Source organism: Fluviispira multicolorata (assembly GCF_009208585.1).
GTDB lineage: Bacteria > Bdellovibrionota_B > Oligoflexia > Silvanigrellales > Silvanigrellaceae > Silvanigrella > Silvanigrella multicolorata.
In genome coordinates this window covers 1-23,271 of record NZ_WFLN01000006.1, presented here as the reverse complement: position 1 = coordinate 23,271, position 23,271 = coordinate 1, and the positions used below count along the sequence as shown (strand labels likewise).

General features: G+C 32.6%; 25 protein-coding genes. 9 read left to right on the top strand and 16 right to left on the bottom strand.

Features of this window, described 5'->3' with window-relative positions; all coding sequences use genetic code 11:
• Window positions 1–9: 9 nt before the first annotated feature.
• From GCL57_RS06550 to GCL57_RS06515, 8 genes are all read right to left on the bottom strand, one after another.
• A complete protein-coding gene (locus tag GCL57_RS06550) occupies window positions 10–834 on the bottom strand; it encodes a UDP-2,3-diacylglucosamine diphosphatase (RefSeq protein ID WP_161597636.1) in 825 nt (274 codons plus the stop codon).
• Window positions 831–1,175 carry an RNHCP domain-containing protein gene (locus tag GCL57_RS06545; protein WP_152212557.1) on the bottom strand — a complete coding sequence of 115 codons (345 nt, stop codon included), beginning with the start codon at window positions 1,173–1,175 and terminating at the stop codon, window positions 831–833. The genes GCL57_RS06550 and GCL57_RS06545 overlap by 4 nt, the downstream gene beginning before the upstream one ends.
• Window positions 1,175–1,783, bottom strand: coding sequence for a TlpA family protein disulfide reductase (locus tag GCL57_RS06540; RefSeq protein WP_152212556.1), 609 nt, complete (start codon window positions 1,781–1,783; stop codon window positions 1,175–1,177). The genes GCL57_RS06545 and GCL57_RS06540 overlap by 1 nt, the downstream gene beginning before the upstream one ends.
• Before the next feature lie 2 nt (window positions 1,784–1,785).
• On the bottom strand, window positions 1,786–2,298 hold the full coding sequence (locus GCL57_RS06535) for a cytochrome c maturation protein CcmE (protein ID WP_152212555.1): 513 nt from the start codon (window positions 2,296–2,298) through the stop codon (window positions 1,786–1,788).
• Window positions 2,295–2,489, bottom strand: coding sequence for a hypothetical protein (locus GCL57_RS06530; RefSeq protein WP_152212554.1), 195 nt, complete (start codon window positions 2,487–2,489; stop codon window positions 2,295–2,297). Before GCL57_RS06530 ends, GCL57_RS06535 begins: the two co-directional genes overlap by 4 nt.
• Window positions 2,486–3,199, bottom strand: coding sequence for a cytochrome c biogenesis protein CcsA (gene ccsA, locus GCL57_RS06525; RefSeq protein ID WP_161597635.1), 714 nt, complete (start codon window positions 3,197–3,199; stop codon window positions 2,486–2,488). Before ccsA ends, GCL57_RS06530 begins: the two co-directional genes overlap by 4 nt.
• 4 nt (window positions 3,200–3,203) lie before the next feature.
• Window positions 3,204–3,908, bottom strand: coding sequence for a heme exporter protein CcmB (locus GCL57_RS06520; RefSeq protein ID WP_161597634.1), 705 nt, complete (start codon window positions 3,906–3,908; stop codon window positions 3,204–3,206).
• Between the two features lie 222 nt (window positions 3,909–4,130).
• Window positions 4,131–5,030, bottom strand: coding sequence for a LysR family transcriptional regulator (locus tag GCL57_RS06515; RefSeq protein ID WP_152212551.1), 900 nt, complete (start codon window positions 5,028–5,030; stop codon window positions 4,131–4,133).
• Window positions 5,031–5,148: 118 nt separating this feature from the next.
• Between GCL57_RS06515 and GCL57_RS06510 the strand changes: the two genes are divergently transcribed.
• Window positions 5,149–5,919 carry an SDR family oxidoreductase gene (locus GCL57_RS06510; RefSeq protein WP_152212550.1) on the top strand — a complete coding sequence of 257 codons (771 nt, stop codon included), beginning with the start codon at window positions 5,149–5,151 and terminating at the stop codon, window positions 5,917–5,919.
• 77 nt (window positions 5,920–5,996) lie between these two features.
• On the opposite strand, the gene GCL57_RS06505 is transcribed toward GCL57_RS06510, so the two are convergent.
• From GCL57_RS06505 to GCL57_RS06490, 4 genes are all read right to left on the bottom strand, one after another.
• Complete coding sequence (locus GCL57_RS06505) at window positions 5,997–6,674, bottom strand: ABC transporter ATP-binding protein (RefSeq protein ID WP_152212549.1); 678 nt, start codon at window positions 6,672–6,674, stop codon at window positions 5,997–5,999.
• A gap of 8 nt (window positions 6,675–6,682) precedes the next feature.
• Complete coding sequence (locus GCL57_RS06500) at window positions 6,683–7,369, bottom strand: Crp/Fnr family transcriptional regulator (protein WP_152212548.1); 687 nt, start codon at window positions 7,367–7,369, stop codon at window positions 6,683–6,685.
• Between the two features lies 1 nt (window position 7,370).
• On the bottom strand, window positions 7,371–8,876 hold the full coding sequence (dacB, locus tag GCL57_RS06495; protein ID WP_152212547.1) for a D-alanyl-D-alanine carboxypeptidase/D-alanyl-D-alanine endopeptidase: 1,506 nt from the start codon (window positions 8,874–8,876) through the stop codon (window positions 7,371–7,373).
• A gap of 87 nt (window positions 8,877–8,963) precedes the next feature.
• The gene (locus GCL57_RS06490) at window positions 8,964–9,548 is read right to left on the bottom strand and encodes a peroxiredoxin (RefSeq protein ID WP_152212546.1); all 585 of its coding nucleotides are present in this window, start codon (window positions 9,546–9,548) and stop codon (window positions 8,964–8,966) included.
• Between the two features lie 242 nt (window positions 9,549–9,790).
• Here GCL57_RS06490 and pgsA point away from each other — a divergent pair, with 242 nt between their 5' ends.
• Window positions 9,791–10,459, top strand: a complete 669-nt coding sequence (pgsA, locus tag GCL57_RS06485; RefSeq protein ID WP_161597633.1) for a CDP-diacylglycerol--glycerol-3-phosphate 3-phosphatidyltransferase — start codon at window positions 9,791–9,793, stop codon at window positions 10,457–10,459.
• A gap of 8 nt (window positions 10,460–10,467) precedes the next feature.
• Here pgsA and GCL57_RS06480 read toward each other — a convergent pair whose 3' ends face one another.
• From GCL57_RS06480 to GCL57_RS06465, 4 genes are all read right to left on the bottom strand, one after another.
• A complete protein-coding gene (locus GCL57_RS06480) occupies window positions 10,468–11,310 on the bottom strand; it encodes a PilZ domain-containing protein (protein ID WP_152212544.1) in 843 nt (280 codons plus the stop codon).
• An 87-nt stretch (window positions 11,311–11,397) separates the two neighbouring features.
• On the bottom strand, window positions 11,398–13,278 hold the full coding sequence (gene htpG / locus GCL57_RS06475; protein ID WP_152212543.1) for a molecular chaperone HtpG: 1,881 nt from the start codon (window positions 13,276–13,278) through the stop codon (window positions 11,398–11,400).
• Between the two features lie 139 nt (window positions 13,279–13,417).
• The gene (locus tag GCL57_RS06470; RefSeq protein ID WP_152212542.1) at window positions 13,418–14,392 is read right to left on the bottom strand and encodes a small ribosomal subunit Rsm22 family protein; all 975 of its coding nucleotides are present in this window, start codon (window positions 14,390–14,392) and stop codon (window positions 13,418–13,420) included.
• Between the two features lie 67 nt (window positions 14,393–14,459).
• A complete protein-coding gene (locus GCL57_RS06465; RefSeq protein ID WP_152212541.1) occupies window positions 14,460–14,708 on the bottom strand; it encodes a hypothetical protein in 249 nt (82 codons plus the stop codon).
• A 98-nt stretch (window positions 14,709–14,806) separates the two neighbouring features.
• Here GCL57_RS06465 and GCL57_RS06460 point away from each other — a divergent pair, with 98 nt between their 5' ends.
• The 7 genes from GCL57_RS06460 (at window position 14,807) to GCL57_RS06430 (ending at window position 22,950) form a co-directional block, all read left to right on the top strand.
• On the top strand, window positions 14,807–15,442 hold the full coding sequence (locus GCL57_RS06460) for a YkgJ family cysteine cluster protein (RefSeq protein ID WP_152212540.1): 636 nt from the start codon (window positions 14,807–14,809) through the stop codon (window positions 15,440–15,442).
• Window positions 15,443–15,538: 96 nt separating this feature from the next.
• Window positions 15,539–16,897 carry an oxygen-independent coproporphyrinogen III oxidase gene (gene hemN, locus GCL57_RS06455; RefSeq protein WP_152212539.1) on the top strand — a complete coding sequence of 453 codons (1,359 nt, stop codon included), beginning with the start codon at window positions 15,539–15,541 and terminating at the stop codon, window positions 16,895–16,897.
• 449 nt (window positions 16,898–17,346) lie between these two features.
• Window positions 17,347–19,008 (top strand): histidine kinase, encoded by a 1,662-nt coding sequence (locus tag GCL57_RS06450; protein ID WP_152212538.1) that lies wholly within the window; start codon window positions 17,347–17,349, stop codon window positions 19,006–19,008.
• A complete protein-coding gene (locus GCL57_RS06445) occupies window positions 19,005–20,447 on the top strand; it encodes a sigma 54-interacting transcriptional regulator (protein WP_152212537.1) in 1,443 nt (480 codons plus the stop codon). The genes GCL57_RS06450 and GCL57_RS06445 overlap by 4 nt, the downstream gene beginning before the upstream one ends.
• Window positions 20,448–20,530: 83 nt before the next feature.
• Window positions 20,531–21,019 carry a DUF4442 domain-containing protein gene (locus GCL57_RS06440; protein WP_152212536.1) on the top strand — a complete coding sequence of 163 codons (489 nt, stop codon included), beginning with the start codon at window positions 20,531–20,533 and terminating at the stop codon, window positions 21,017–21,019.
• Between the two features lie 31 nt (window positions 21,020–21,050).
• The gene (locus tag GCL57_RS06435; RefSeq protein ID WP_152212535.1) at window positions 21,051–22,016 is read left to right on the top strand and encodes an NAD(P)H-dependent flavin oxidoreductase; all 966 of its coding nucleotides are present in this window, start codon (window positions 21,051–21,053) and stop codon (window positions 22,014–22,016) included.
• 16 nt (window positions 22,017–22,032) lie between these two features.
• Window positions 22,033–22,950: an NAD(P)/FAD-dependent oxidoreductase gene (locus tag GCL57_RS06430; protein ID WP_152212534.1), complete on the top strand. Its 918-nt coding sequence runs from the start codon at window positions 22,033–22,035 to the stop codon at window positions 22,948–22,950.
• Window positions 22,951–23,271 lie beyond the last annotated feature (321 nt).

The window sequence follows — 23,271 nt, the reverse complement described above, 5'->3', positions numbered from 1 at the left end:
TTGGAAAATTTATAAATTATTTAATTGAAACTCTTTTTGTATTTTATTGTCGCAATAAACTCTTTCTGAAACTCCATCCTCATTATAGTATAAATAATTTGGCGCTGAAAACCAATCTGGGCCTACTAGTATATGAGTGTCTTTATAGTATGTATTAATAAAAACATGGATATGACCAATGATAAGAATGTTAATTTTTTTATTAAATTCACTCATATAAAATAAGAAATATTTATCAAGGCAGGTTTTTATAAAGTTAGGTTCAATTTTTCTATATACATCTTGCAATCTACTTGCTTTTGCATAGCGAGAAAATAAGAAATGCATAAAAAATCCAGCGAATAGAAATGATGTAATTTTTTGAAAAAATTTAGATTTAACAAACTGTCTAAATTTAATATATTTTTCAGGACAAATAAGATCATCTCCGTGACGTAAAACAATATTTCCTGTTTTTTCATGTATAAACTCTATTGAGCAATCGCCATAATTTGTAAAATATTCGTCTAATTTTTTAGAGCGAAAATGCTCAAATCCAAAGTCATGATTTCCTTCAATGAAGTAAACTTGAATTCCACTTTCTTTTAATTGTTTGAATTTTTCAAAAACACTTTTCCACATTTTAAGAAAAAACTTTTTTGAACCTGTAATAAAATCAAAAATATCTCCTAAAAGAAAGAGAGCATCAATTTTCTTCTGATTAGAAACTCTTTCATTAAGAATATTATCAAGTGTTTTTAAAAACAGCTGAGTTATATTATCATCTGGCTCTCGCAGATGAACATCAGAAATAACGATAAAATTGTTGATTGGTTTGACTTTTAAAGTTCTCACTCTTTTACCTTCGTAACGCTGTTTAATTTTAAGAGAATGCTAAAATCATCTGCTTGAAAAGAATCATGCTCTAAAAATTTATTTAATTTTTCTTCTCCACATTTCTCACAACGATAATGAATCATATAACCTTTTTTCTTATTCTGTGACCAAGCAGTTGGTTTTAATGTTCCTTTGCACTCTGCAGATCTGTCCCCTGGATTATTATCTACATGAATGCTAAATAAACAATTTGGACAGTGGTCACGACACGTACTCTGTGCATGAGGAACTTGTTTAGAGCAATTTAAGCATTTAAAAGAATCATTTATTTTTGTAAAAACTGGATTTGCAAGTGACATTAAGAGTTGCTTCTCACTGTTTTTAAAGCCTGTGTTACTTCTTCTTGAGTTGCAGAGGGATTTTTTTCAAGCCAACTAATAAAATTAAAAATTAGATTTTTACTAATTTGTCCAGCTATTCTGTAACGAACTATTCCATTAGGATCGATAAAAAAAGTTTCTGGTGTTCCAGTTACTCCATATCTAACCGATATGAGTCCTTTTGTATCTTGTAATACAGCAAAAGTTTGACCATAATTTTGTTGCCACTCTAGAATCGATTTTTTATCATCTTGAATATTGATACTAATAAAGGTTGGTTTTTTTATATTATCCGAATTTAATGTCACAGTCTTATAAAAGTTTTCTATCTCTGGAGCTTCACTTCGACACACGACACAAAAAGATGACCAGAAATTTAGAACAACCCAGTTGTCTTTAAGGAAAATATCTTTTGTATTAATATTTCTTCCATTGGTATCTTCTGCAACAAAACTTGGGGCTTCTTTTCCAACTAATTGACTAGGATTAAAGTTAGGATCTTGCTTAAGTGAATAAATCATCAAAGACATAAAAATAATAAGAATAATTCCAGAAAAGACGAGTGTTTTTTTATTATTTTTCTTCATTTTTAATTACTCTGTACGGGTTTATTGATTTGTGTGCCTGCTAGTTTTTGATCTTTTAATATACTATCAAGTAATTTTACTTCTTTAAGCTTAGAGTGATCTTCTTTAGTGTCATAAACTTCACTGTGTTTTACCATGAGTAAATTAGCTTGAATGAGATTGTCTTTTTGGAGAATACCTGATTTAGAAATGAGTTTTCCTTCAACAACAACTCCTTGTCCTTCTTTAAATAAATCAGGTGGTATGCCTTTATAGTGTACGTTAAAGTTATGACCTTCTAAATCTGTAATTTGAAATTTTAAATCATTTGTTTGAGATTCCCAAGTTTTTGATCCTCTTAAAACGAGACCGGATACTCGGAATAATTTTCCCTCAAATTTCATTGGATTGGCATAAACTTCTGCTGGAGTATAAAATGTTACAGTCGATTCGCTGCGTGTTGCTTGATAAGTGATTAGACCTAATGATCCGACAACTATTAGAATTCCAGCGATTTGTCCTCCATTTAATTTCATAAACTTTTTTCTCCGGCAGAAGAATTTTTAGAGTTTTTTTCTTGGAAAAATCCTTCTTCATACATATTTTTTAAAGATTTTTTTCGTGAAAAAATTGCCATTATAACATAAGATAAAAGACTTACTCCAACTATGAAATAGGAAGCATAAACAAAAATTTGCCATCCAACATTTCCATAACTTTCATTCACTGTTCACCTCTAACATATTCTAAAGTTTCTTTTGCAGAAATGGATTGTCGTCTTATTTTATAAATTGCTATGCTTAGTAAAAACATTGCTGCAAAGTTAAATAATAATACTATACTTATATCAGATGATACATTTTTAGCTTTTTCTACAAAGGTTTGGGGCTGATGAACAGATCTCCATAAATTAACACTGTAATAAACAATGGGAACATTCACCGCACTTAAAATAGAAACAATTGCCGCAATATTTCTTCTCGTACGTATATCTGGGGTGAAATGTCTTAAAACAAGATAACCACAACAAATGAGAAACATAACGAGACTTGAAGTCAGTCGAGGATCCCAATCCCACCAAACTCCCCAAGTAGGCTTTCCCCAGACGCTACCCGTAATAAGCATAAGAACAGAAAATAATGTTCCAAGTTCTATTGCTGTATGACTGCTGCGATCAAAAATTTCACTTTTTTGAGGATTGAGTAAAGTCAAAATTGCAAAAAATGCACTTAAAAATACCCAAAAAAATGCGCACCATGCAACTGGAACATGTACAAATATTATCCTATACACATTTCCTTGATCGGTATCCGCTCCTATATGATATAAAGCTAAATACCAACCAATTATTTGGAAAAATATAAATATAAATAGTAAATAATTCCATCTTTTAATGGGTTGTATGATTTCTTTTGGAATTTCGTTTTCTAAACTCATAAATTTATTCCTGCAGCAACACATTGCTTAGTAGAAAACCCATAGCTGTAAAAAGAATGGGATATGCAGAAAGTACAGTCCACCATGCCGTTGAACTGAATGCGCCCAGAAGCACATTATCGCCTATCTGCATTGACAAAGAAACTGCTGCAAGTAAGACACCGCTTTGTAACGGGAAAAAAAGCATAGGCTGCAGAATTTCTTTTGCGAGGCTCCTTGCTGTAAGGCATGAGACAAGCGCACCTAAACTGGCAGTCCCAAGGTTAAAAATCAAGCTTATAGGAACAATTGTTTTTAAAAGCTCGATCAAGATTTCTGTTTGCACGTTATATAGAATAATCCAAAAAAAAGTTACAGGAATTTGAAGGCTTAGAATTTGTAAAGCTGTAAAAGAAATTTTACCTACAAGCAGTGCGGCTCTAGGCATGCGTGATGAAAGAATATAGTCAAGAGCAAACGACTCTTGTTCGGGTGAAAACATGCGACCAATAATAAGGGCTGCAATGAACTCGTTAATTATCCAAAGGGAGCCAATGCGCACATCATTTCTTTGTAAAGCTTCGGTTCCTAGGCCAAATGGAAATAAAATAAGTAAACAACCTGCAAAGAGTAAAGTACCAAACCAAGAAGCTTTTCGCATCCAAATTGATCGACAGCTTATTTTATTTATAAAGATAAAGTATGTAAAAAAGCTAGGATATTTTCTCAAGTTTTCCCCCAATCTCTCAAAGGTATTCTTGTTTGTAACTTCCAAAATAAGATATCCATAAAATCCTAATTCCATTTGAAAATTCTGTCCAATCTAAAATATTTAATTAATTATTGATATTTTAGATGTTTCTGCTTATTAAAAAAATATATAGGAGTCAAGCATGATTTATTACAGCATTTTTGCAATAAAATAATCTAGAAATATTTGGCTTTTTATTTGCTATTCAATATGTAGTTCAATTTCTTTTTTAAGCCACTCCATAAAAATTTTCATTCGAGTTGGAATGAGTTCCTTATGAGGATAAATAAATGAAATTGGCATTGTGTTTGCATTAAAATTATTTAAGATTCTTGTAAGTTCTCCCTTTTTTAAGTGTTCTTTAACATCATATTCTGGTACTTGGATAATCCCTAAATCAGCAATTGCAGCTGAAATATAAGATTCAACATTATTGACTGAAATAAGAGAATTTATTTTTAAATAATTTATTTTTCCATTTAACATATATTCAAATTCAGGTTTTATCCCAGAATTTTCCTCGTAATTTACTATAAAGTGTTTAGATAAATCTTCGATTGTATTTATAAGACCAAATTTTTTTAAATAATTAGGACTGACACAATTTATCATTTTTAGATTGCCAATTGGTTTTGCAATAAACGATGAGTCCATTAATTCACCTACGCGAATAGCAAAGTCAAATCCTTCATGTATTATATCAGCAAAACGATCACTAGAACTTAAGAAAATTTTAATATCTGGGTAAATTGTAAAGAATTTTGATAAATTTGGAATAATAATTCGACAAGCAATTCTACTGGGAGCATCAATTTTTAATTGACCTTTAATTATATTTTTATTTTTTTTAAATAAGTATTCTATTTGCTCAATATCAGATAGTAATATTTTACAGAGGTGCAAATATTCTATTCCGTCTTGAGTTAAACTTACTTTTCGAGTTGAACGAAAAAGCAATCGAGTGCCAACTTTTTCTTCCAGTTTTTTTATTCCAATTGAAACTGCAGACTTTGGAATTTTAAGACTTAAGGCTGCTTTTGTGATACTTTCCTTTTTAGAAACTTCAATAAAAATATTAATGTTTTTTATGAAATAATCCATATGAGTTAACTCTTAATTGTTTAAAAATTTGATAACAGTCTGTTTAAAATAACATTGTTTATCTTTATTTAAAATAGAAATATTTTCTAATTTCAAATATGCAAAGAAAGGAGATTTTATGATATCCCATGATTTAAAAAATAAAGTTGTACTTATTGGAGGAGGAGCAAAAAATTTAGGGGGCCTTATAAGCAAATCTTTTGCAAAGGAGGGAGCTAAAATAATTGTTCATTATAATAGTGCTTCAACTAAAAAAGATGCCGAATCAACTGTCGCTGAAATTAAAAAAAATGGGGGTGAAGCATTTGAAATTCAAGGTGACTTTACAAATGCAAACGAGGTTGCAAAAGTATTTGCAGAAGGAAAAAGTAGATTTGGTAAGATAGATATTGCGATCAATACTGTAGGAAAAGTTTTAAAGAAACCTATCGTAGAAGTGACTGAAAGCGAATTTGATAGTATGTCAGATATAAACTCAAAAGCAGCTTATTTTTTTATAAAAGAAGCTGGAAAAAATTTAAACGATAATGGAAAAATATGTACAATTGTAACTTCTTTGCTTTCCGCTTATACTCCTTTTTATTCAAGTTATGCTGGTACAAAAGCACCTGTAGAGCATTTTACGCGTGCCGCATCGTTTGAATTTGGCCAGCGTGGTATATCAGTCACTGCAGTTGGGCCAGGTCCTATGAACACTCCTTTTTTCTATGGTCAAGAGACTCCAGAAGCTGTAGAATATAATAAAAAAGCCCCTGCACTTGCAAATTTTAGTAAAACAGGATTGACAGATATTGAAGATATTGTTCCTTTAGTGAAATTTCTGGTGACTGATGGTTGGTGGATTACTGGCCAAACAATTCTTGCTAATGGGGGATATACGGCACGTTAAATAATAAATTTGTGAAAAAATATTTTTAATTTGAATTTTTTAGATTAGTTTTTTTTATTTTAATAATTAAATTCATTTTACAAAAGTTTTTTTACCAATTTTTTTTCAATACTCGGCTTGGGAATAAACTCTTCTAATGAAATAGTCTTTTGACACCACTGAATGAGTTTTTGATCGTGGGTTGCAATTAAAATTGAGCTCATATTTTTTTGCGATAATTCGTTAAATATTTGAATACAAAGATTGCAACCTGACTCATCAAGTCCATTTGTAGGCTCATCTGCTAAAATGATATTTGGTTTTATAAGATAAAGAGCGGCTAAACTTAAACGACGTTTTTGTCCTGTGGATAAAGTTCTTGCACTTTGTGACTCTCTGCCTTCAAGATTTACTTTAGAAAGTGCACTACTGTATTCTTCTTTTGAGAATTTTAAACCGTAAGATTCTGTATAAAATTCTAAATTCCATAGAACACAGTGATCCATAAGTAGTGAAGGAATATTTGTTAGAAAAACAGAATAATGCTCATTTCTAATATTATTTATTGGCCAGAGCTCTTCTTCCATTACAAAAATTTTTCCTTTGTATGGACGTGAAATTCCGGCCAAAACTCTTAACAGTGAGGTTTTCCCACTTCCGTTTGGTCCAATGAGAGCAATGCTTTCTTTTGAGTAAAGCTTTAATGAAAAAGAAGAAATGAGAGTATTGTATCCTGCCTTTAATTCGATATTTTCACATAAAAGGTAGCAAGACATGAATATTTTTATCTTTCTTCTGCTTCATTTTGCAGAGAGTTTGTATCGAGAATTGTGAAGGAAGAACCATGAGTTTCCATAATTCCTGCCTGTTTAAAGTCAGCAATCGCTCGGCTCACAGTCTCTGGTGTAACATCAGCAAGTTCGGCGATATCTCTGCGGTTGAGAGGTGGTTCAAAGATCTGGGCACCTTCATCCGCAAATAAATTGTAAAGCTCAAAAATAACTGAAGCAACTCTGTTTTTAGCTGGGCGATATAAATCGGATTCAATTCTTTTTTCAAGACGTGCCAATTCATTGCAAAATATTTTCATGAATTGCATAGACACAGCAGGACTTCTTTGTATTAAATCAATTACAATTGTTTTCTCAATTGAAAAAACTTCACTGTCTTTTAAGGCAACTGATGTTCTCCCATATTTAAATTCACCAAAAACTTCTCTTATTCCCACAATTTGACCAGCTCTTACAATACGCGTGATAACGCTTTCTCCCTCTTGGCTTTCACGCACTATTTTTAGACAGCCATTTGCAACACCATAAATAGAGCGAGGTGTGTCACCTGATATAAAAAGATTTTGTCCTTTTTTGAGACGAATTACAGAAGAGTTTTCTTGAAATCTAATGAGATCATCCTCGAGTAGGGATGGAAAGAGTCTTCTTAAAGTAAACGTTCCCTTAGTTTTTTTATCCATTTTAGAGCTCCGGTGGTAAAACCCTTGCAAGGTCCGAGTCTATAGCTTCTCGTAAGTTTTTAATCTCAATTTGTGGCTTGGATTTTATTCCATTTGCAATAATTGCAAATGAAATCCATTCACCATTTTGCAGGCGACTATAGCCCCCAAGCGCATTCACATTTACGGGTTCGCTGAGGGTACCTGTTTTGGCTCTTAACCTCCCCTGAAGAAATTTTTCTGAGGAAGTTTGAAATCTTTTTTTCAACGTTCCTTCATCTCCCGGTATTGGTAATGCTGCTAGAAACGCTGGAAATTCTCTACCATTAAAATACATTCGATCCAAGACAGAAATAATATCTCGAGCAGAGAGTCGATTATTTGGTGTTAATCCACTTCCACTTTCCATGACAATAGGTAAATTCTTATTTATAATTTCACCCCATGGAGATTCCTTTACTGCGATATTTGCATAATTTTCTAGTAATTTACCGCTTTCTTCTAAGTTTCCTTTATTTTTTGGAGATGCATCATTTAGTAAATTTAATGCAAGCATGTCAGCAATAAAATTGTTACTCACTTGGAAAAGACCTTTAAGTTGCCAATCTAATGGAAACCCATCAACTTCTGCGATTAACCTATCATTTTTTAAGAGAGATTGTGATTCTATTACAATTTTTCCAGAGATATTTACTCCTGAACTTTTAATGAAAGCCTTAAGAGTTTCTCCGGCATAAAAATCAGGATTGGAAACGGATCTATAAATTCTTTGAGCAGTGCTATTTATTGGAATTGATCCTGAAATCGTAAAAGTATCTATTCCCTTATTTGAAGATCTTGCAACAGAAATTTGAGCATTCTTGTTTTCTTTTGTTGTAATAATTTTTCCGTTAATTTTTATATTTTCCATTGCGTATGGCTCTAAAGCTATTATTGCTGATTGACCAACTTTTTGAGCTGGATTTACAACTATGGCAAGAACACTAAAATTAATAGCTGAAGAGGATAAAGGTGCATCGTATGCATTTCTGCTCCTTGCTTTTCCAGCATTTCTATTTCCATCTTCTTTTATTTTACCAAAAAATGAATTGTTTACTATGAGTTTTCCGGTCACTTTTTTAATGCCGTAACGATATACATCTGATGCTAAGAACCATATTTTTTCGTTAGTGAGTGAGGGATCCCCTGCACCATAAAAAATGAGATCACCATTTAAAACTCCATTTTCAAGATGCCCTCTCATATAAATTTGTGAGGTAAATGTTTTATTTGATCCCCATGTTTCCAGAGCTTTCGCTGCAAGAATAAGTTTGGATGTTGAGGCTGGAGAAAGCCTTTTGTCTGGATTAAGTTCTGCAATTATTTTTTTATCACTTAATCTCACGACTAATGCACTTATTTGGACTCCTTCTTTTTCAAGTTTTCTCAATTTAGGAAATTGATCTGTGCTTGCTGCTGTTGGAATATTAAAGATTAGATTGGCAGTAACAAAAAAGAAATAAATAATTATTTTTTTTAAGTTTTTCATAAAATTCCTTTTTATATTAAAAAAAACTCTTTAAAGAATTCTCTCTAAAGAGTTTAGCTTGGTTGAATAATTACTTATTATTATAAATTAGTGCTTTGAAAGATAACCACTAACACCATCCTTAGTTGCTTTCATAGCATCTTTGCCTTTATTCCAGTTTGCCGGGCAAACTTCACCATGTTTTTCATTGTGCTGAAGAGCATCTACAAGGCGAAGTGCTTCATCAACATTTCTGCCTAATGGAAGATCATTTACCAACTGGTGACGTACCATACCACTTTTATCAATTAAGAAAAGCCCACGATAAGCAACTCCACCATCACTTAAAACATCGTAATCACGTGCAATTGTGCGATGAATATCAGAAATAAGCGGGTATTGCACTCCTTGAATACCACCTTGATTTTTTGGAGTGTTGAGCCACGCAAAGTGAGAAAATTTACTGTCAATGCTACAGCCTAAAACTTCAACATCGCGTTTTGTAAATTCTTCTAATTTCTCTTGAAAAGCATGAAGCTCTGTTGGGCAAACAAATGTAAAGTCGAGAGGATAGAAAAATAAAACAACGTATTTTTTGCCTTTATAGTCTGAAAGTGAAACTTCATTGAAATCTCCATTTACAACAGCTTCAGCTTTAAAATTTGGTGCCTGACGGCCAACTAAAACGCTCATGAAAACCTCCTTTAGGTATTTTTATAGAAAAGCTTGAGAGGAGCCATATGCCTCGAAGAGACAGACTATACCGCCTCGATCCATTGTCAAGGATATGACTTTGAAGGATAACTTTTGAGGTTATCACAGAAAATTCATAGAGAGACTTGAAAATCTAGCCATATCATTGCACAACAATGAGAGATGGGAATAGTAATTTGCGACGTCTCTTTCGCCTTTCCTGCTTGTTTGTGAGGTTACTCTTGATTTTTTTTCTTTTTAAAAAAAATAGGCAGCTACAATTAGAAAATAACAGTCAACCAGAAAATTTACCCATGTGGCTTAAGAAACTCCCCAATAGGCTGACATATTTAAGAATTCTTTGTATTCCTATTGTGGTTTATCTCATGTCATTGGGTGAAGTTGCGCCAAGTCCAGCACACTTTTTTATAATTCAACCCATTGTGCCGAGTGCAACCGATATTGCCGCTGCAATCGTTTTTTCAATCGCTGCAATTACTGATTTCTTTGATGGTTGGATTGCTCGAAAATTTCATGTGGAAACAGTTCTTGGAAAATTATTGGATCCCCTTGCGGATAAACTTTTAGTTGTCTCTGCAATGATTATCCTAGTTGAAAAGCATAGAATGGAAGGCGTGATCGCAGTTATTATTATAGTTCGAGATCTTGGCATTAATGCAATTCGACTTTCAGCTATTGATGAAGGAATTCAAATCCCCTCTAATTTTATTGGGAAAACAAAAACAACTTTTCAAGATTTAGGAATAATTGGTTTGACGGTCTGTGGTCCACTTTTATTTGTACCATTTCATTATATTGGACAAATATTTGTTTATTTAGCACTTGCGGCAAGTCTTGTAAGCGCAGGTCAATATTTATATAATTATGCACTTCAATTGAAAAAACATTGATAAAAATATTATTCTGTTACTTCAACAATGGTAGGCTTTTTTGCAATCTTTATCATGTTCATTCTTCTTGTTACAGTTTCTAATATATTCATTAAAAGTTCAATTTGCATTTGAGTCAGGTGTTCAATAGAAAATCCAACTCTTTTTCCATCTATGGATATTCTTCTCGCTTTACCTGATAAAGGTAAAAATTCTCCATATTGTGGATGAAATATTTTAAACTCTTCAAGAGGAACAGTAATTCTGACTTGTTCATTTTTTTTGAATATATCATCATTTCTCAAAATAATACCAAATCCTACAAGGCTTATATCACTTAAAATGATTTTAATTTCTTCATTTGTATTTAGCCTGAACAATTTTATTGGTAAGCCAAGTGAAAATCTTTTTGCTCTTCGACCTAAGTTAGCTGCAGCCCTTTTTAATTTTTTACTTATTTCTACAAAATCAATTGGATCATAAAAATAGTCATCAAATTCTTCATATAAATAAAGTTTTTCGCGATATTCTTGAATTAAAACTTTTTCATCTTTTGCAATGAAAAAAATAGGACATTTTTTTCTTTTTTTACATTCAACAGCAAAATCTATTGAAGTTTTATCATCATTAAATAGAGAAGAGTCAATAAAAACAATTTCAATATTTTTCACAAGTAATGCTTTTAATCCTTCATTTGGATCTTCAAAACGAATCATAATAAAATCAGAAACAGCCGTTTGAATTGCTTTTTCAATGGTGCGTATGCGTGATTCATCTTCTCTTTTTAAAGAGAAGAGAAATAAAATATATCTTTTCTTTTTTTTGGGTTGTATGTCAAAGATCGATTTGCCTTCGGCATCAAAAACTTCCATAAAAAAAGCTCCCTAAAACATTTCTTATGTAGAATAAGAATATTTAGAGAGTCTTACACTGCTTTAGGAAAACTTTTCCGTGAGGTATTATTTACCAGAAGCCACTTCCATTATTTTTGTAAGGCGTTTAGCAAACGTTCCTGGATTTTTTACAGGACTACCTTCAGATAGAAGAGCTGTTTCATAAAGAACTTCAACCCATTCATTTAAAGTGTTTTCATCCGCTCCGGTATTTTTTCTTTCAGCTAAGTTTTTAATAAGTGCGTGAGAAGGATTTATTTCAAGAATGCGTTTGTTATCGCCAAAACTTTGTCCAGTCGCTTTCATAATGCGTTCCATATGAGCAGACATGCCATGTTCATCGGCAACTAAGCAACATGCACTTTCACGCAATCTTTTGGAAACTTTGACTTCTTTAATGTCGTCAGAGAGTTTTGTGCGGAAGAGATCGATGAGACCTACAAGTTGTTCAACTGGAGCTTCTTCGCGTTTCTTTTCTTCTTCAGACTCTTTACCAACTCCAGAAAGATCGATATCGCCTTTATTAATTGGTTTTAAATTATATTCACCATGTTTCGCATAGCTCATAATAAACCATTCATCAATTGGATCGATTAAAAAGAGAACTTCGATTCCGCGTGAGGTGAGTGCTTCTAAATGGGGGCTGCGTTCAACAGCTTCAAAACTTGGGCCAGTTAAATAATAGATGTCTCTTTGCGAGTCAGCTCTTCTTTCGATATATTCTTTGAAAGAGACGTAACCTTCTTTTCCAGTTTTAGTTGATTTAAAGCGAACGAGTTCACTCAGGAATTCATGTTGTTCATGATCAAAATGGAAACCTTCTTTGAGAACAGCACCAAATACCTTATAGAAATTTAGGTATTTTTCATTGTCATTTTGTGATAAGTTTTGCAGAGCAGTTAATACTTTTTTAACAACTTGCTTTTTAATTTGAGGCAATTTGTTATTTTGTTGCAAGATTTCTCTTGAAACATTTAATGGCAATTCATCTGTTTCAACAACACCGGCGACAAATCTTAAATACTCTGGGAGTAATTCTTTGCATTTTTCAGAAATAGATACGCGTTTTACATATAAATGTAATCCATGATTGTCACGAGTGTATAAATCAAATGGAGCTTCGGATGGAACATATACTACAGCATTAAAAGGAACTAATCCTTCTACGCTCATATGTTCCCATAGGAGAGGTTCGCGCCAATCCATAGAAATTTGTTTGTAAAGTTCTTGATAATCTTCTGGTTTATTTTCACGTTTATTGCGTGCCCAAACAGGTGTTGATTTATTGAGTCTTGTTTCTTCTGTTTTTCCTTCTTTTAATTCACTTAAAAAGATTGGATATGTAACATAATCACTGTATTTCTTTACAACTCCACGAATGCGCCAATCTTCTGAAAACTCTTTTTCATCTTCTTTTAGTTCAAGAACAATTTTTGTTCCGCGAGTTTCTTTTTCGCATTCTTCTAGTGTGTATGAACCATCGCCAATAGAAATCCATTTATATGCGCTTCCACCATGTGCAGAACGGCTTTCTACAGTGATTTTACTTGCAACCATAAATGCTGAGTAAAATCCAACACCAAATTGACCAATTAAATTAGAATCTTTTTTGTCTTGCTCAGAAAGCTTTTCAAGAAATTTTTTAGTACCTGAGTTTGCAATGGTACCTAAGTTATTCATGATTTCTTCTTTATTCATACCAATACCATTGTCTTCAATAGTTAAGGTATGTTTTTCTTTATCTGCTGTAATTAAGACTGAATTTTCTTTTTCAGATTTTAAAAGATTGTGATTTGTGATCTCTTCAAAACGAAGTTTATCAACGGCATCGCTTGCATTTGAGATAAGTTCTCGTAAGAAGATTTCTTTATTGGAATAAAGTGAGTGAACCATGAGGCTCATCAGTTGTTGAGTTTCTGCTTGAAACGAATGTACTTCTTTTGTCATGGATTACCTCTTAAGTAGTTAAAAAAATTCTTTCATAGAGCTTTTGGCACAAAAAGAATCCTTACATTCTTTAAAGTAATCGTCATGTGGAGGTCGTCAATACCCGTGGTCTTTCAGATTCATTTATAATTTGTAAAATTTAGTGTGAGAGTTCCCAAGCATCGCCCCATAAGCTCTTCTTAGCTTTTTTATATTCGTCCCCATTTTTTTTGGAGTAAACTTTTTGTACAAATCCCTCTGCGGTGCATAATTGCAGTTTTAAATGGCCAGAATGCATTTCAGGGTGACGAATGATGCGTGAGTTGAGTTTATGAGATTCTTGCTTTGAAATAATGAGGTAAGAAAACTTTTCATCTTCAAAGCCCCTTTCTCCTTCCTTTAGAACTCGGTGAAGAGAGGATCTTTGAATACGTGTGCTAAAATGGCACCAATCATTGTTTGCAAAAGCAGGACATGTTGATGTGTGTGAGCAAGGTGCTAAAATATGAGCATTTTGCGATAAAAACCAAGATCTTGCTTCATGTAGAGAAGAAAATGATTCTTTGCTGCCAGGATCTACTAGAATTAAAATATGATTGGTTTTTTCCCAAAGATCTTTTAAAAAAACAGATTTTTTATCTTTAGGGATTTCATTGAAGGAATATGAGGCTACAATTAAATCAGTATTATTCGCCTCTTTTATAGCTTTCTCCATTGAATTTGCTAACCAATTTGCGTTTTTTAGGATATTATTTTCTTTAGCAAGACGCTGTCCTAAAAGGAGCATTTCTACTTCTCGTTCAATGAGGGTAACGTTTGTAAGGTTTGGGAAAGCTTCGCATGCGGCCCATGCTGCAGTGCCTGGTCCAGCCCCTAAATCAAGTAATGAGGTTATTTTTTCTTTTGTTTCATGATCTATTTCTTCAAGAACTCGTGAAATAGCTCCGAATGTAGCAGGCATACGTGCTGCAATATATGAAATTCTTTTTTCAGCTGAGTTTAATGAGTTATCAATGTTAATTCTGTTATTTCTATAAAGCTGGGTAAGCTCTGAATAAGCTTTTTGCAGTTTTGATTGTGAAAAATGAGAAACTTCTTCAGAAAGCGCTTGAAATAATAAATAAGGAAAAGACATAATTAAAGGATCCTGAAAAAGTCTTAAAGTAAAAAACTTGAATTTCAGCTGTTGAAAGACAAGTTTTTTACTTTTTCACTTCTTTGCCTACTTTGTCAATCACTTCACTTGCAGTGTCTTTTGCTGTGTTTTCAGTGGTTTTTGCCCCTGAGGAAATTTTTTCTTTGACCCATCGAACAGGGCGTGTGTCTACAATATAAGTATAGCAAATATTATATAATCGTTTGCCTTCTCCAACAGGTATGGAGAAGATAAATAGCCAGATAAGACCCACAAAAAGAAAACCGAACAGTTTTTTGAGAAATTTCTTAAACATCTTGACTTCCTTTTAATCTAGTTACTATTTTATCATACATAAAAGTTGAGTAAACGTCTCGACTTTTGTGAATTTAACTTTAGAGGACTATTTATATAATGAACAATCGCCCGTCACAGGAACTGCAACCTTTAATTAATCTTCAAGAAAATAGTTCTAATTTTTTTATTAATTTTCAGAATAAGTTTTCTAAAAATATGATGTGTAAATCAGGTTGTTCTAAATGTTGTTACGTTGATATTTCCGTTTTTGAGGTTGAAGCAAAATTAATAATTGAGTGGGTCATGTTTTTGACACCAGTTAAAAAAAAAGAATTTCTTGCAACTTTAGAACTTCCTGAATCATCTGAAAAACAAAACACTTTAGGGAAAAAAAGTAAACCATGTTCCTTTTTGCGAAATGATATTTGCGCAATTTATGAAGTTCGACCAACAATTTGTCGTACTCAAGGACTTCCTTTACAATATAAAGTTTCTGAGAATAAAAATCAAGTTCAGCTTGCAGTTGATGTCTGTCCTTTAAATTTTACTCAGGAGAATTCCCTACCTGAAAGAGCTGATTGGCTTGATTTAGATCGGTTGAATGCTTTGCAAAGTATCGCAGAAAATTTTTATCAAAAAAATAAAAAAGACGCTTATAAAATGATAAATAATTTGAAAAATAAACAGGGACGCATAACTTTAAGAAAACTAAATGAATTTCTAATTAAAGCATTGAAATCAGAGTCTATTTGAAAGATAAAAAAATATTATTTTCTATTCATTTCTTTAAATTTTGATATATCTATTTTTGTAATGTATCTCTCCTAATAGGAAGAAGGAGTTTATCTAATGGATATTAATAATGATTTATTGCAAAAATATGATCGACCTATTCCTCGTTATACGAGTTATCCAACATACCCACACTGGGAGAAAAATTTTAAAAATGATACATTTTTCTCCTTAGTCGATAATAATGTTGATATACAAACAAATCCCTATATTTCTTTGTATATTCACTTACCTTTTTGTGAAAGACTATGTCACTTCTGCGGTTGTAATAAAGTAATTACTAAAAATCATCAACTTGAAATTCCTTATTTAAATTCTATTTTAAAAGAATGGGAATTATATAAAAAGAGATTACCTAAGAATATTATTTTAAAAGAGATGCATTTAGGAGGGGGTACTCCCACTTTTTTTTCAGCAAAAAATCTGAGTTATTTTTTAAAATCACTCTTAAAAGATTTTAAAATTGCTGATGATTATGATTTCAGTGTTGAAGCACACCCAGGTGTTACAACAAAGGAGCACTTAGATATTTTGAAAGCCAACGGATTTAATCGATTGAGTCTTGGTGTTCAAGATTTTAATGAAGAAGTGCAAAAAATCATTGGCAGGGTTCAGACAGAGTCTGATGTTCATTTTTGTACAGAGTATGCAAGAACAATTGGTTTTCAATCTATTAATTATGATCTTATTTATGGATTGCCTTTGCAAACAATTCAAACTATCCAAGAAACATTTTCTTTCGTATCAAAATTTAAACCCGATAGAATTGCTTTTTATAGCTATGCTCATTTGCCTGCGTTAAGACCAAGTCAACAGAAGTTAGATCTAAATAAAAGACCAGTAGGCATGGAAAAATATGAAATTTATAGAGTGGGCTATGAAATTTTGACTCAAAATGGATATGTAGATTTAGGTTATGATCACTTTGCTTTAAAGACGGATTCTTTATACGAAGCTTTTTTAAATCAGAAATTACATAGAAATTTTATGGGATACACTGTGCAAAACACTCCAAATTTAATAGGTTTGGGTGTCTCTGCTATCAGTGATTACAACGGATTTTATTTTCAAAATAAAAAATCGATTCAAGAGTATATGCTTGCAATTGCTGAAGATAAACTTTGCTATGAAGTTGGTTATTCCTTAAATAAAATAGATAAAGTTATTAAAAAACATATTTTAAACTTATCTTGCTATAGAAAAACATCGCTTACTCAAGAAGAATTACCAAGTGATATTATGAATAGAATTTTTGAGAATCTTGAACCTATCTTACAAGATAAGCTTGTGAAAGTAGAGAGAGGGGATATTGAGGTATTGCCTAAAGGGGTGCCGTTTTTAAGAAATATCTGCGCTTGTTTTGATTTAAATATTGAAAACTCCTTAGTTAAATCTAACTTTAGTCAAAGTGTTTAAGCTTTCTATTAACAGATTTCAAAATAAAAGAGACTTTTGAAGGTATCAAAAGTCTCTTTTAGGAGTTCTTTGCTTGCAAGAAGCCAGAGCGATTATTACTTACCGCCTGTTCTCATTGCGCGACGACGTCTGAGCAATCTTCTTTTTTTACGACCAACTTTACGACGACCTTTTGGATGCTTGCGACGATGACGTGATCCGTGCACACCAACCTCCTAAAATAATTAAAATAAAAGTTAAAACAAGAAAAACGCTGTCTTATGGCTCTTCCTTTGACAGAAAAGCTGGAAGCTTGGCAATATCATCTGTTTTTACTATTTGCAAGTGAAATTTCCTTACAAAGGAACTTGTTTCTATTATTTGAGTTTTAATCATTAGCTAAATAAACAAAGCGATATTTAGAATGCTTGGGCTTTTCGCTTTTGCATGATAGTGGTGGAATTGCTCACATGTTTCTTGTTTTAAGATTCTTGAATTACTATGGAATGAACGATAAAATGCGCTTAAACCTAAAGTTTCGATTTAACTCAGGATCTTTATCTGCATACTTTATCATTTCTGCAATCGGGTTTTTTATTCTATATGTTGTTATCTGGACACTATCCGTTAGAGCCGAAAGAATAGCCAACTTAAGGAATGATGTAGCGCTTATAATGGGCGGAATCTCTGGAAGTATTTTAGGAACTGCAGAGCTTGATTCACAAGGTTTACAAGATCAATCTTTATCCTTAATGCAAGAATATCTTAATTTTACGTTTGATTCTAAAAAGAGTTCAAGTCAAGAAAGAGTTGCAAGAGTATCAGTTTATTTACTCAATCCTGATAGACAGCTCATTGGTGAGTGGATTTCATCTGAAGCATCACCAGCGGAATGTCTTGAAAAGAGAACAGAATATTTTCAACCTGTGCGATCTCCTTATCCATATTTGGTTGAATTAACAATAAATACCTGTATTGATAACCACTTAAATATCTTTGAATATCACAGTATTTCCTTACCTATTTTAGTTTCATTAGCTGTTATATTCTTTTGGGGTTTGTGTATTACAGCTATGTTAAAGTCCATTGGTTTTGCAGGAAAGCTGCTTGAACAAACGGAAGATGTGGATGAACTTCTTGAAAAAGCTGATAAAATAAATTGGCTTAATGTTCGAATTCTAGCTCAAAAAGCTGTTCAAGTGAGGGGAAAAAATTTACAATTTTTTCAAACATTGGTCCTCGATGCTCAGCATGACATTGCTAAAGTTCTCGATACAATCGACAGAAAATATGCTCAGGAAGATCTAAATTATAATGTATCCGTTATTCGTGGAATAATGCAACGTTTGGCAATAGAAATCAGAAGCTCAGACGATTCTAGCCAAGAAATAAATACTTTTAAAGAGCTAGACTCACGTAATATTTTTAAGTTTATTCAATCTTATTTTGTTGGTTGTAAAATTGAAAATGAATTGCCTGAAAATTGTATGATTTCAATTGCAGATATTTCATTATTTGAAAGAATAATAGTAAATCTGTCTTCTAATGCAATAAAGCACGCTAAAGCAATGCCAAATATTAAAATATATTATAAAGAAAACTTCTTTATTTTAAGAATATATTCCCCAGTTTCTTTTTTTAATGCCGCAAATATTCACTTTGCAAAGTTAACAAATAGAATTGATATGAAGAACTTAAATTCTCCTGTATTTTTTAAGTTTTTTGGCAGGACAGGGAGAGGGTTATCCATTATAAAAAGAGGCACTGCTAAATTAAGCGGCAGAATGGTTTTTGATATAAACAATCAGACTGTAGAGACTGGATTCGATATCCCCGCCTTTTTAATTGAAACTTCTTTACAAAATGAATTTGTATCCATTGGAAAAAAGAAAGTGATTATATTTAAGAGTGATGAACTTCTTAAAAAAGCAATTGAATGTGGCTTAAATAAATATATTGTATCTCAAGAAGAACTTAGTAGTTTGATTCAATCATCATTATTAAAAGATAAAATTGAGGTCGTGGCTGATGAAGAGCTCAATTTACCAGAATCATTTACATTAAGACTCATCACAAAAAAAGAGAGGATTGAAGGGTTGGCGCTTAATTGGATCGGAGACTCTAAACAATGATTTCTAAAGTATTTCCAATTTCTAGATGGCTTGTTGTTGATGACACTGCTGAAGATGCAGAAGATATCGTGCTTGCTATTGAAGGTTTAGGTGGTAAGGCAGATACAGCAGATAGTATTAAAGCAGCAGAAAAGCTTTTAAGAAAAAATATTTATGATGTCTGCGTCGTTGATTGCTTTTATAAAGGGACAACTAAATGGGGAATTGATCTTCTCCCTGATCTTCGCACAACTTTGCCTGGTTTACCAGTAATAATGATTTCAAATTCAGATGATCTTGATCTGCCCGCTAAAGTTATCCGAGCTGGAGCAGATATGTTTTGCCCTAAACTTAAAGATTCATTTTCTTTAACTAAAGTTTTGGGCTCCTCTGCTTTGCAAGCTACGATTATTCGAAAATTAAAAGTAATGGAGTTTGATACCCGATTTTCAAAAGAGCTCTTTTTAGTAAAGCAAACCACTGATGCATTTGAACATTCAATGCGTCGAAAAGAAGAAAGATTGTTAATTTGTGGGGCTTCAGGGACTGGTAAAACGCTTGGATCGCAATTTTTTGCTCACCAATATTTAAAACAAAATTATGGGAGTATCTCCCGAAATATTGTTTATCACGATTGTGCTTCAAAAAGTGATGAAGTGAATTCATTATTATTATTTGGCGAAGCGGCTATGACAGGAAACACCTTACAATTGACTTTATTTGAAAGGGCTGTTGGTGGTGTTTTAGTTCTTGATAATATACACGCCCTTTCTCATGAAAATCAAAATAAGCTAAAAAGTGTTTTTGATTCAGAGTATGTTACTTCTGTGCTTGGTGAGGGTAAGCTATCAATTGGTCTTATTAAATTTGTTGCGACTTATTGTACTGATTATCAGAAGAAAATTGTGCCTGGATTTCTAGAAGCATATGCTCATAGAGAAATTGATTTGCCAACTATTTCAACATTAAATAATGATTTGCCAAAAGCAATTCAATTTATTTTTGATCAAATCTCTCAATCAAGTGAAGATTTGAAAGTGACTTCAAGTTCTGAAGTAATTGATAAGATTCTTGATCTCGCTGCAAATCACACTTTTCCTGCAAACTTTAGAACGTTACATCAAATAATAGAGAATGCACTCTCTCGAGCATTAGCAGATCATCGAAGTCAAATTTATCCTTCAGATGTGGAAATTATTGGAAGTATGCGTTCTTCACAAATCCAATTACACGGATTGCAAGGTGCAGCTAAAAGTTATGGTGAAGTGTTAGAGGGCCGCTTTGGAGAAGCTCTTTTAAAGTTTATTTCATCAGGTGAAAATTTTGATGAAGCAAAAGATATTTTAAGAAAAATAATGATTAATGTTGCATCTAAAAAATACGGAGGTAACAAATCAAAAATTGCTTCTGCCTTAGGTATTTCTCGTCAAAGTTTATATGATCATGAAGAATCAGAGTAAAATAATAGAATATTTTGTTGCGACCTTTTTATAAATGAATGTATTCTTGCGTTGAATAATTTAATGCGCAAAGGAAACATTCTATGTCAAAATTTCTTCCTAATTTTTCATCACCAAGTGAAATGATCAAAATTGGTTGGGAAAAATTAAATAAACTTCCTGCCGGAAATATTATTTTCTCAAGTTTAGTTTCAAAGTATATTCCATACACCGGCTCAATAAGTCCAGTTGTGCTAAAGATTGAAAACGGATTGGCGCAAGTTCGTATAAAAGATAAAAGAGCCATTCGCAATCACTTAAAATGTATTCATGCAATTGCATTGGCGAATATTGGTGAGTTTTCTACAGGTCTATCAATTACTTCACAGCTTCCCAATTCAGCTAAAGGGATTTTAGTTAGAATAGAAATTGAATATTTAAAGAAAGCAAGAGGAGATTTAATTGCAGAAGCAAATTTTCAATTACCAAAACAATTTAAAAGTGAAGATGAATTTAAAATAGTTTCTAATATTAAAGACTCAAAGAATATTATTGTATCAAAAGTGTATGCAACGTGGAAAGTTCGAATATAAAATTTTTAAATTATAAATTCAGAGAAATAAAATGAATCAAAATACTGTTTTTTCAAAACAAGTAGGAATTAAATATCCTATTATATGCGGTGCAATGTATCCTTGTAGCAATCCCGAACTTGTGGCCGCAGCATCTGAGGCGGGTGGTATTGGTATTATCCAACCTTTATCGATGGTTTTTGCACACAAACATGATTTTCGTAAAGGGATGCAGTTTATAAAGAGTTTAACGAAAAAGCCAGTTGGATTAAATATTATCACAGAAAAATCATCAAAACTTTATGAAGATCGAATGAAGTTATGGCTCGATATTGCCCTCGAAGAGGGTGTTCGTTTTTTTGTGACTTCCTTAGGGAATCCAAAATGGGTTGTTGATAAAGCTAATGCTGTCGGTGGAATTGTTTATCATGATGTCACTGAAAGAAAATGGGCCGAAAAAGCATTGGAGTCTGGGGTGCATGGCGTCATTTGTGTAAATAATCGAGCGGGTGGTCATGCGGGCGAACTCTCCCTTGAAAGCCTTTATAAAGATTTAGAATCATTAAATATTCCAATCATCTGTGCAGGTGGAGTGAGTGATAAAAAGACTTATGATGAAGCGCTTAGCCTTGGATATGCAGGTGTGCAAATGGGAACCCGATTTATAGCAACAAAAGAGTGCAATGCACATCAAGATTATAAAAATGCAATCCTTAAAGCGACCTCACAAGATATCGTACTCACCGAGAAAATATCTGGAGTCCCTGTTTCAGTTATTAAAACTGAATACATTGAGAAAATAGGAACAAAAGCAAATCCAATTACAAAATATTTGCTGAAACACAAAAAAATGAAGCATTGGATGAGACTTTATTACACTTTACAAGCAGTTTGGAAATTAAAAAGAGCCTCATTGGAAGGCTCTGGCTATAAAGACTATTGGCAGGCTGGAAAAAGTGTAGATGGATGTAATTCAATTTTAACTACTAAAGAAGTGATTGACGGTATGGTTTCTTAAATTTTTGGAGTTCAATATGGAAAATCAAAAATCTGAAATATGCGATGTGATTATTATTGGTAGCGGTCCAGCAGGTATGGAAGCTGCATTGGTATTGTCGAGAACACGAAAAAAAATTATTGTGATTGATGCTCCTACCTTGCCTAGAAATTTTTCTGCACAAGAAGTGCATAATTTTTTAGGATTAGATGGCTATCCACCTAATAAAATTCGAGAAATTTCATGGCAACAAATTAACGCTTATAACCACGCAAAGCTTGTAAAAGAAACTGCTATAGACATTGATAGAAATGCATCAAATCAATTCCTCGTGAAAACGGAAGAAGGAAAAAGCTATTTATCACGAAATTTATTATTAGCATTTGGATTCATCGATGAATATCCAAATATTTTAGGTTTTATGGACTGTTGGGGAAAGACAATTATTCCCTGCCCTTTCTGTGATGGTTATGAAAATAAAGATCGTGAGTGGGGTATTATTAAGCAAACTGAAGCAGAAATACTTCATTTTTCAAAAATCTCTCAAAACTGGACTTCGCAAAATAAAGTTTTTTTGAATGGAAAGAAAATTTCTGATGAAGGGAGAAATATTTTGAAAGAGAGAGGAACCAAATATTATGAAGAAAAAATCTTAAAAATTCATCATGCAGACGGCATCTTACATGCACTTACACTCGAAAATGAAATACAGGTTGATATCGAAAGTATACTGTGGACTTTACCTGAGCGTCCATCACCATTAATTCAAAAACTTGTTCAAAATTTTCAAATTGAACTTAATGAAGCAGGTTATCTCAAAATCGATTCCTGCAAAGAAACAAGTGTTAAAGGGATTTGGGCTGCTGGGGATATCCATGGATGGAGTGGAGCAATTCAGGCAGCCGCAGCGGGTGAAGCTGCTGCTGTTGCAATGACTCACAAATGGTTTCATTAAAAAACTTAAATAAAAATCATATAGGTTTCTTAGTTAGAAATATTCCAAAAAATGAAAACAATTTTCTCAAACCAAGAATTGTAAGGTGTAGAGTTGCTTAAATAAATATCAAATTATAATTTAATATTTATTTAATAATATCAAAGATTTAAATATTTAGATAAAATTATTTGAAAAAGGTTTGACAAGGCGAAGTGGGTTGTGTAGCTAAAGGTTCTCGCTGCTAGCGAAGTCACTCATAAAAAGAGAAGGCTAAGTGAAGCAAAGAGAAGTTATTTGACAAGAGAAGAGAGCAGAAACAGAGTGCGGGTCCTTAGAGGC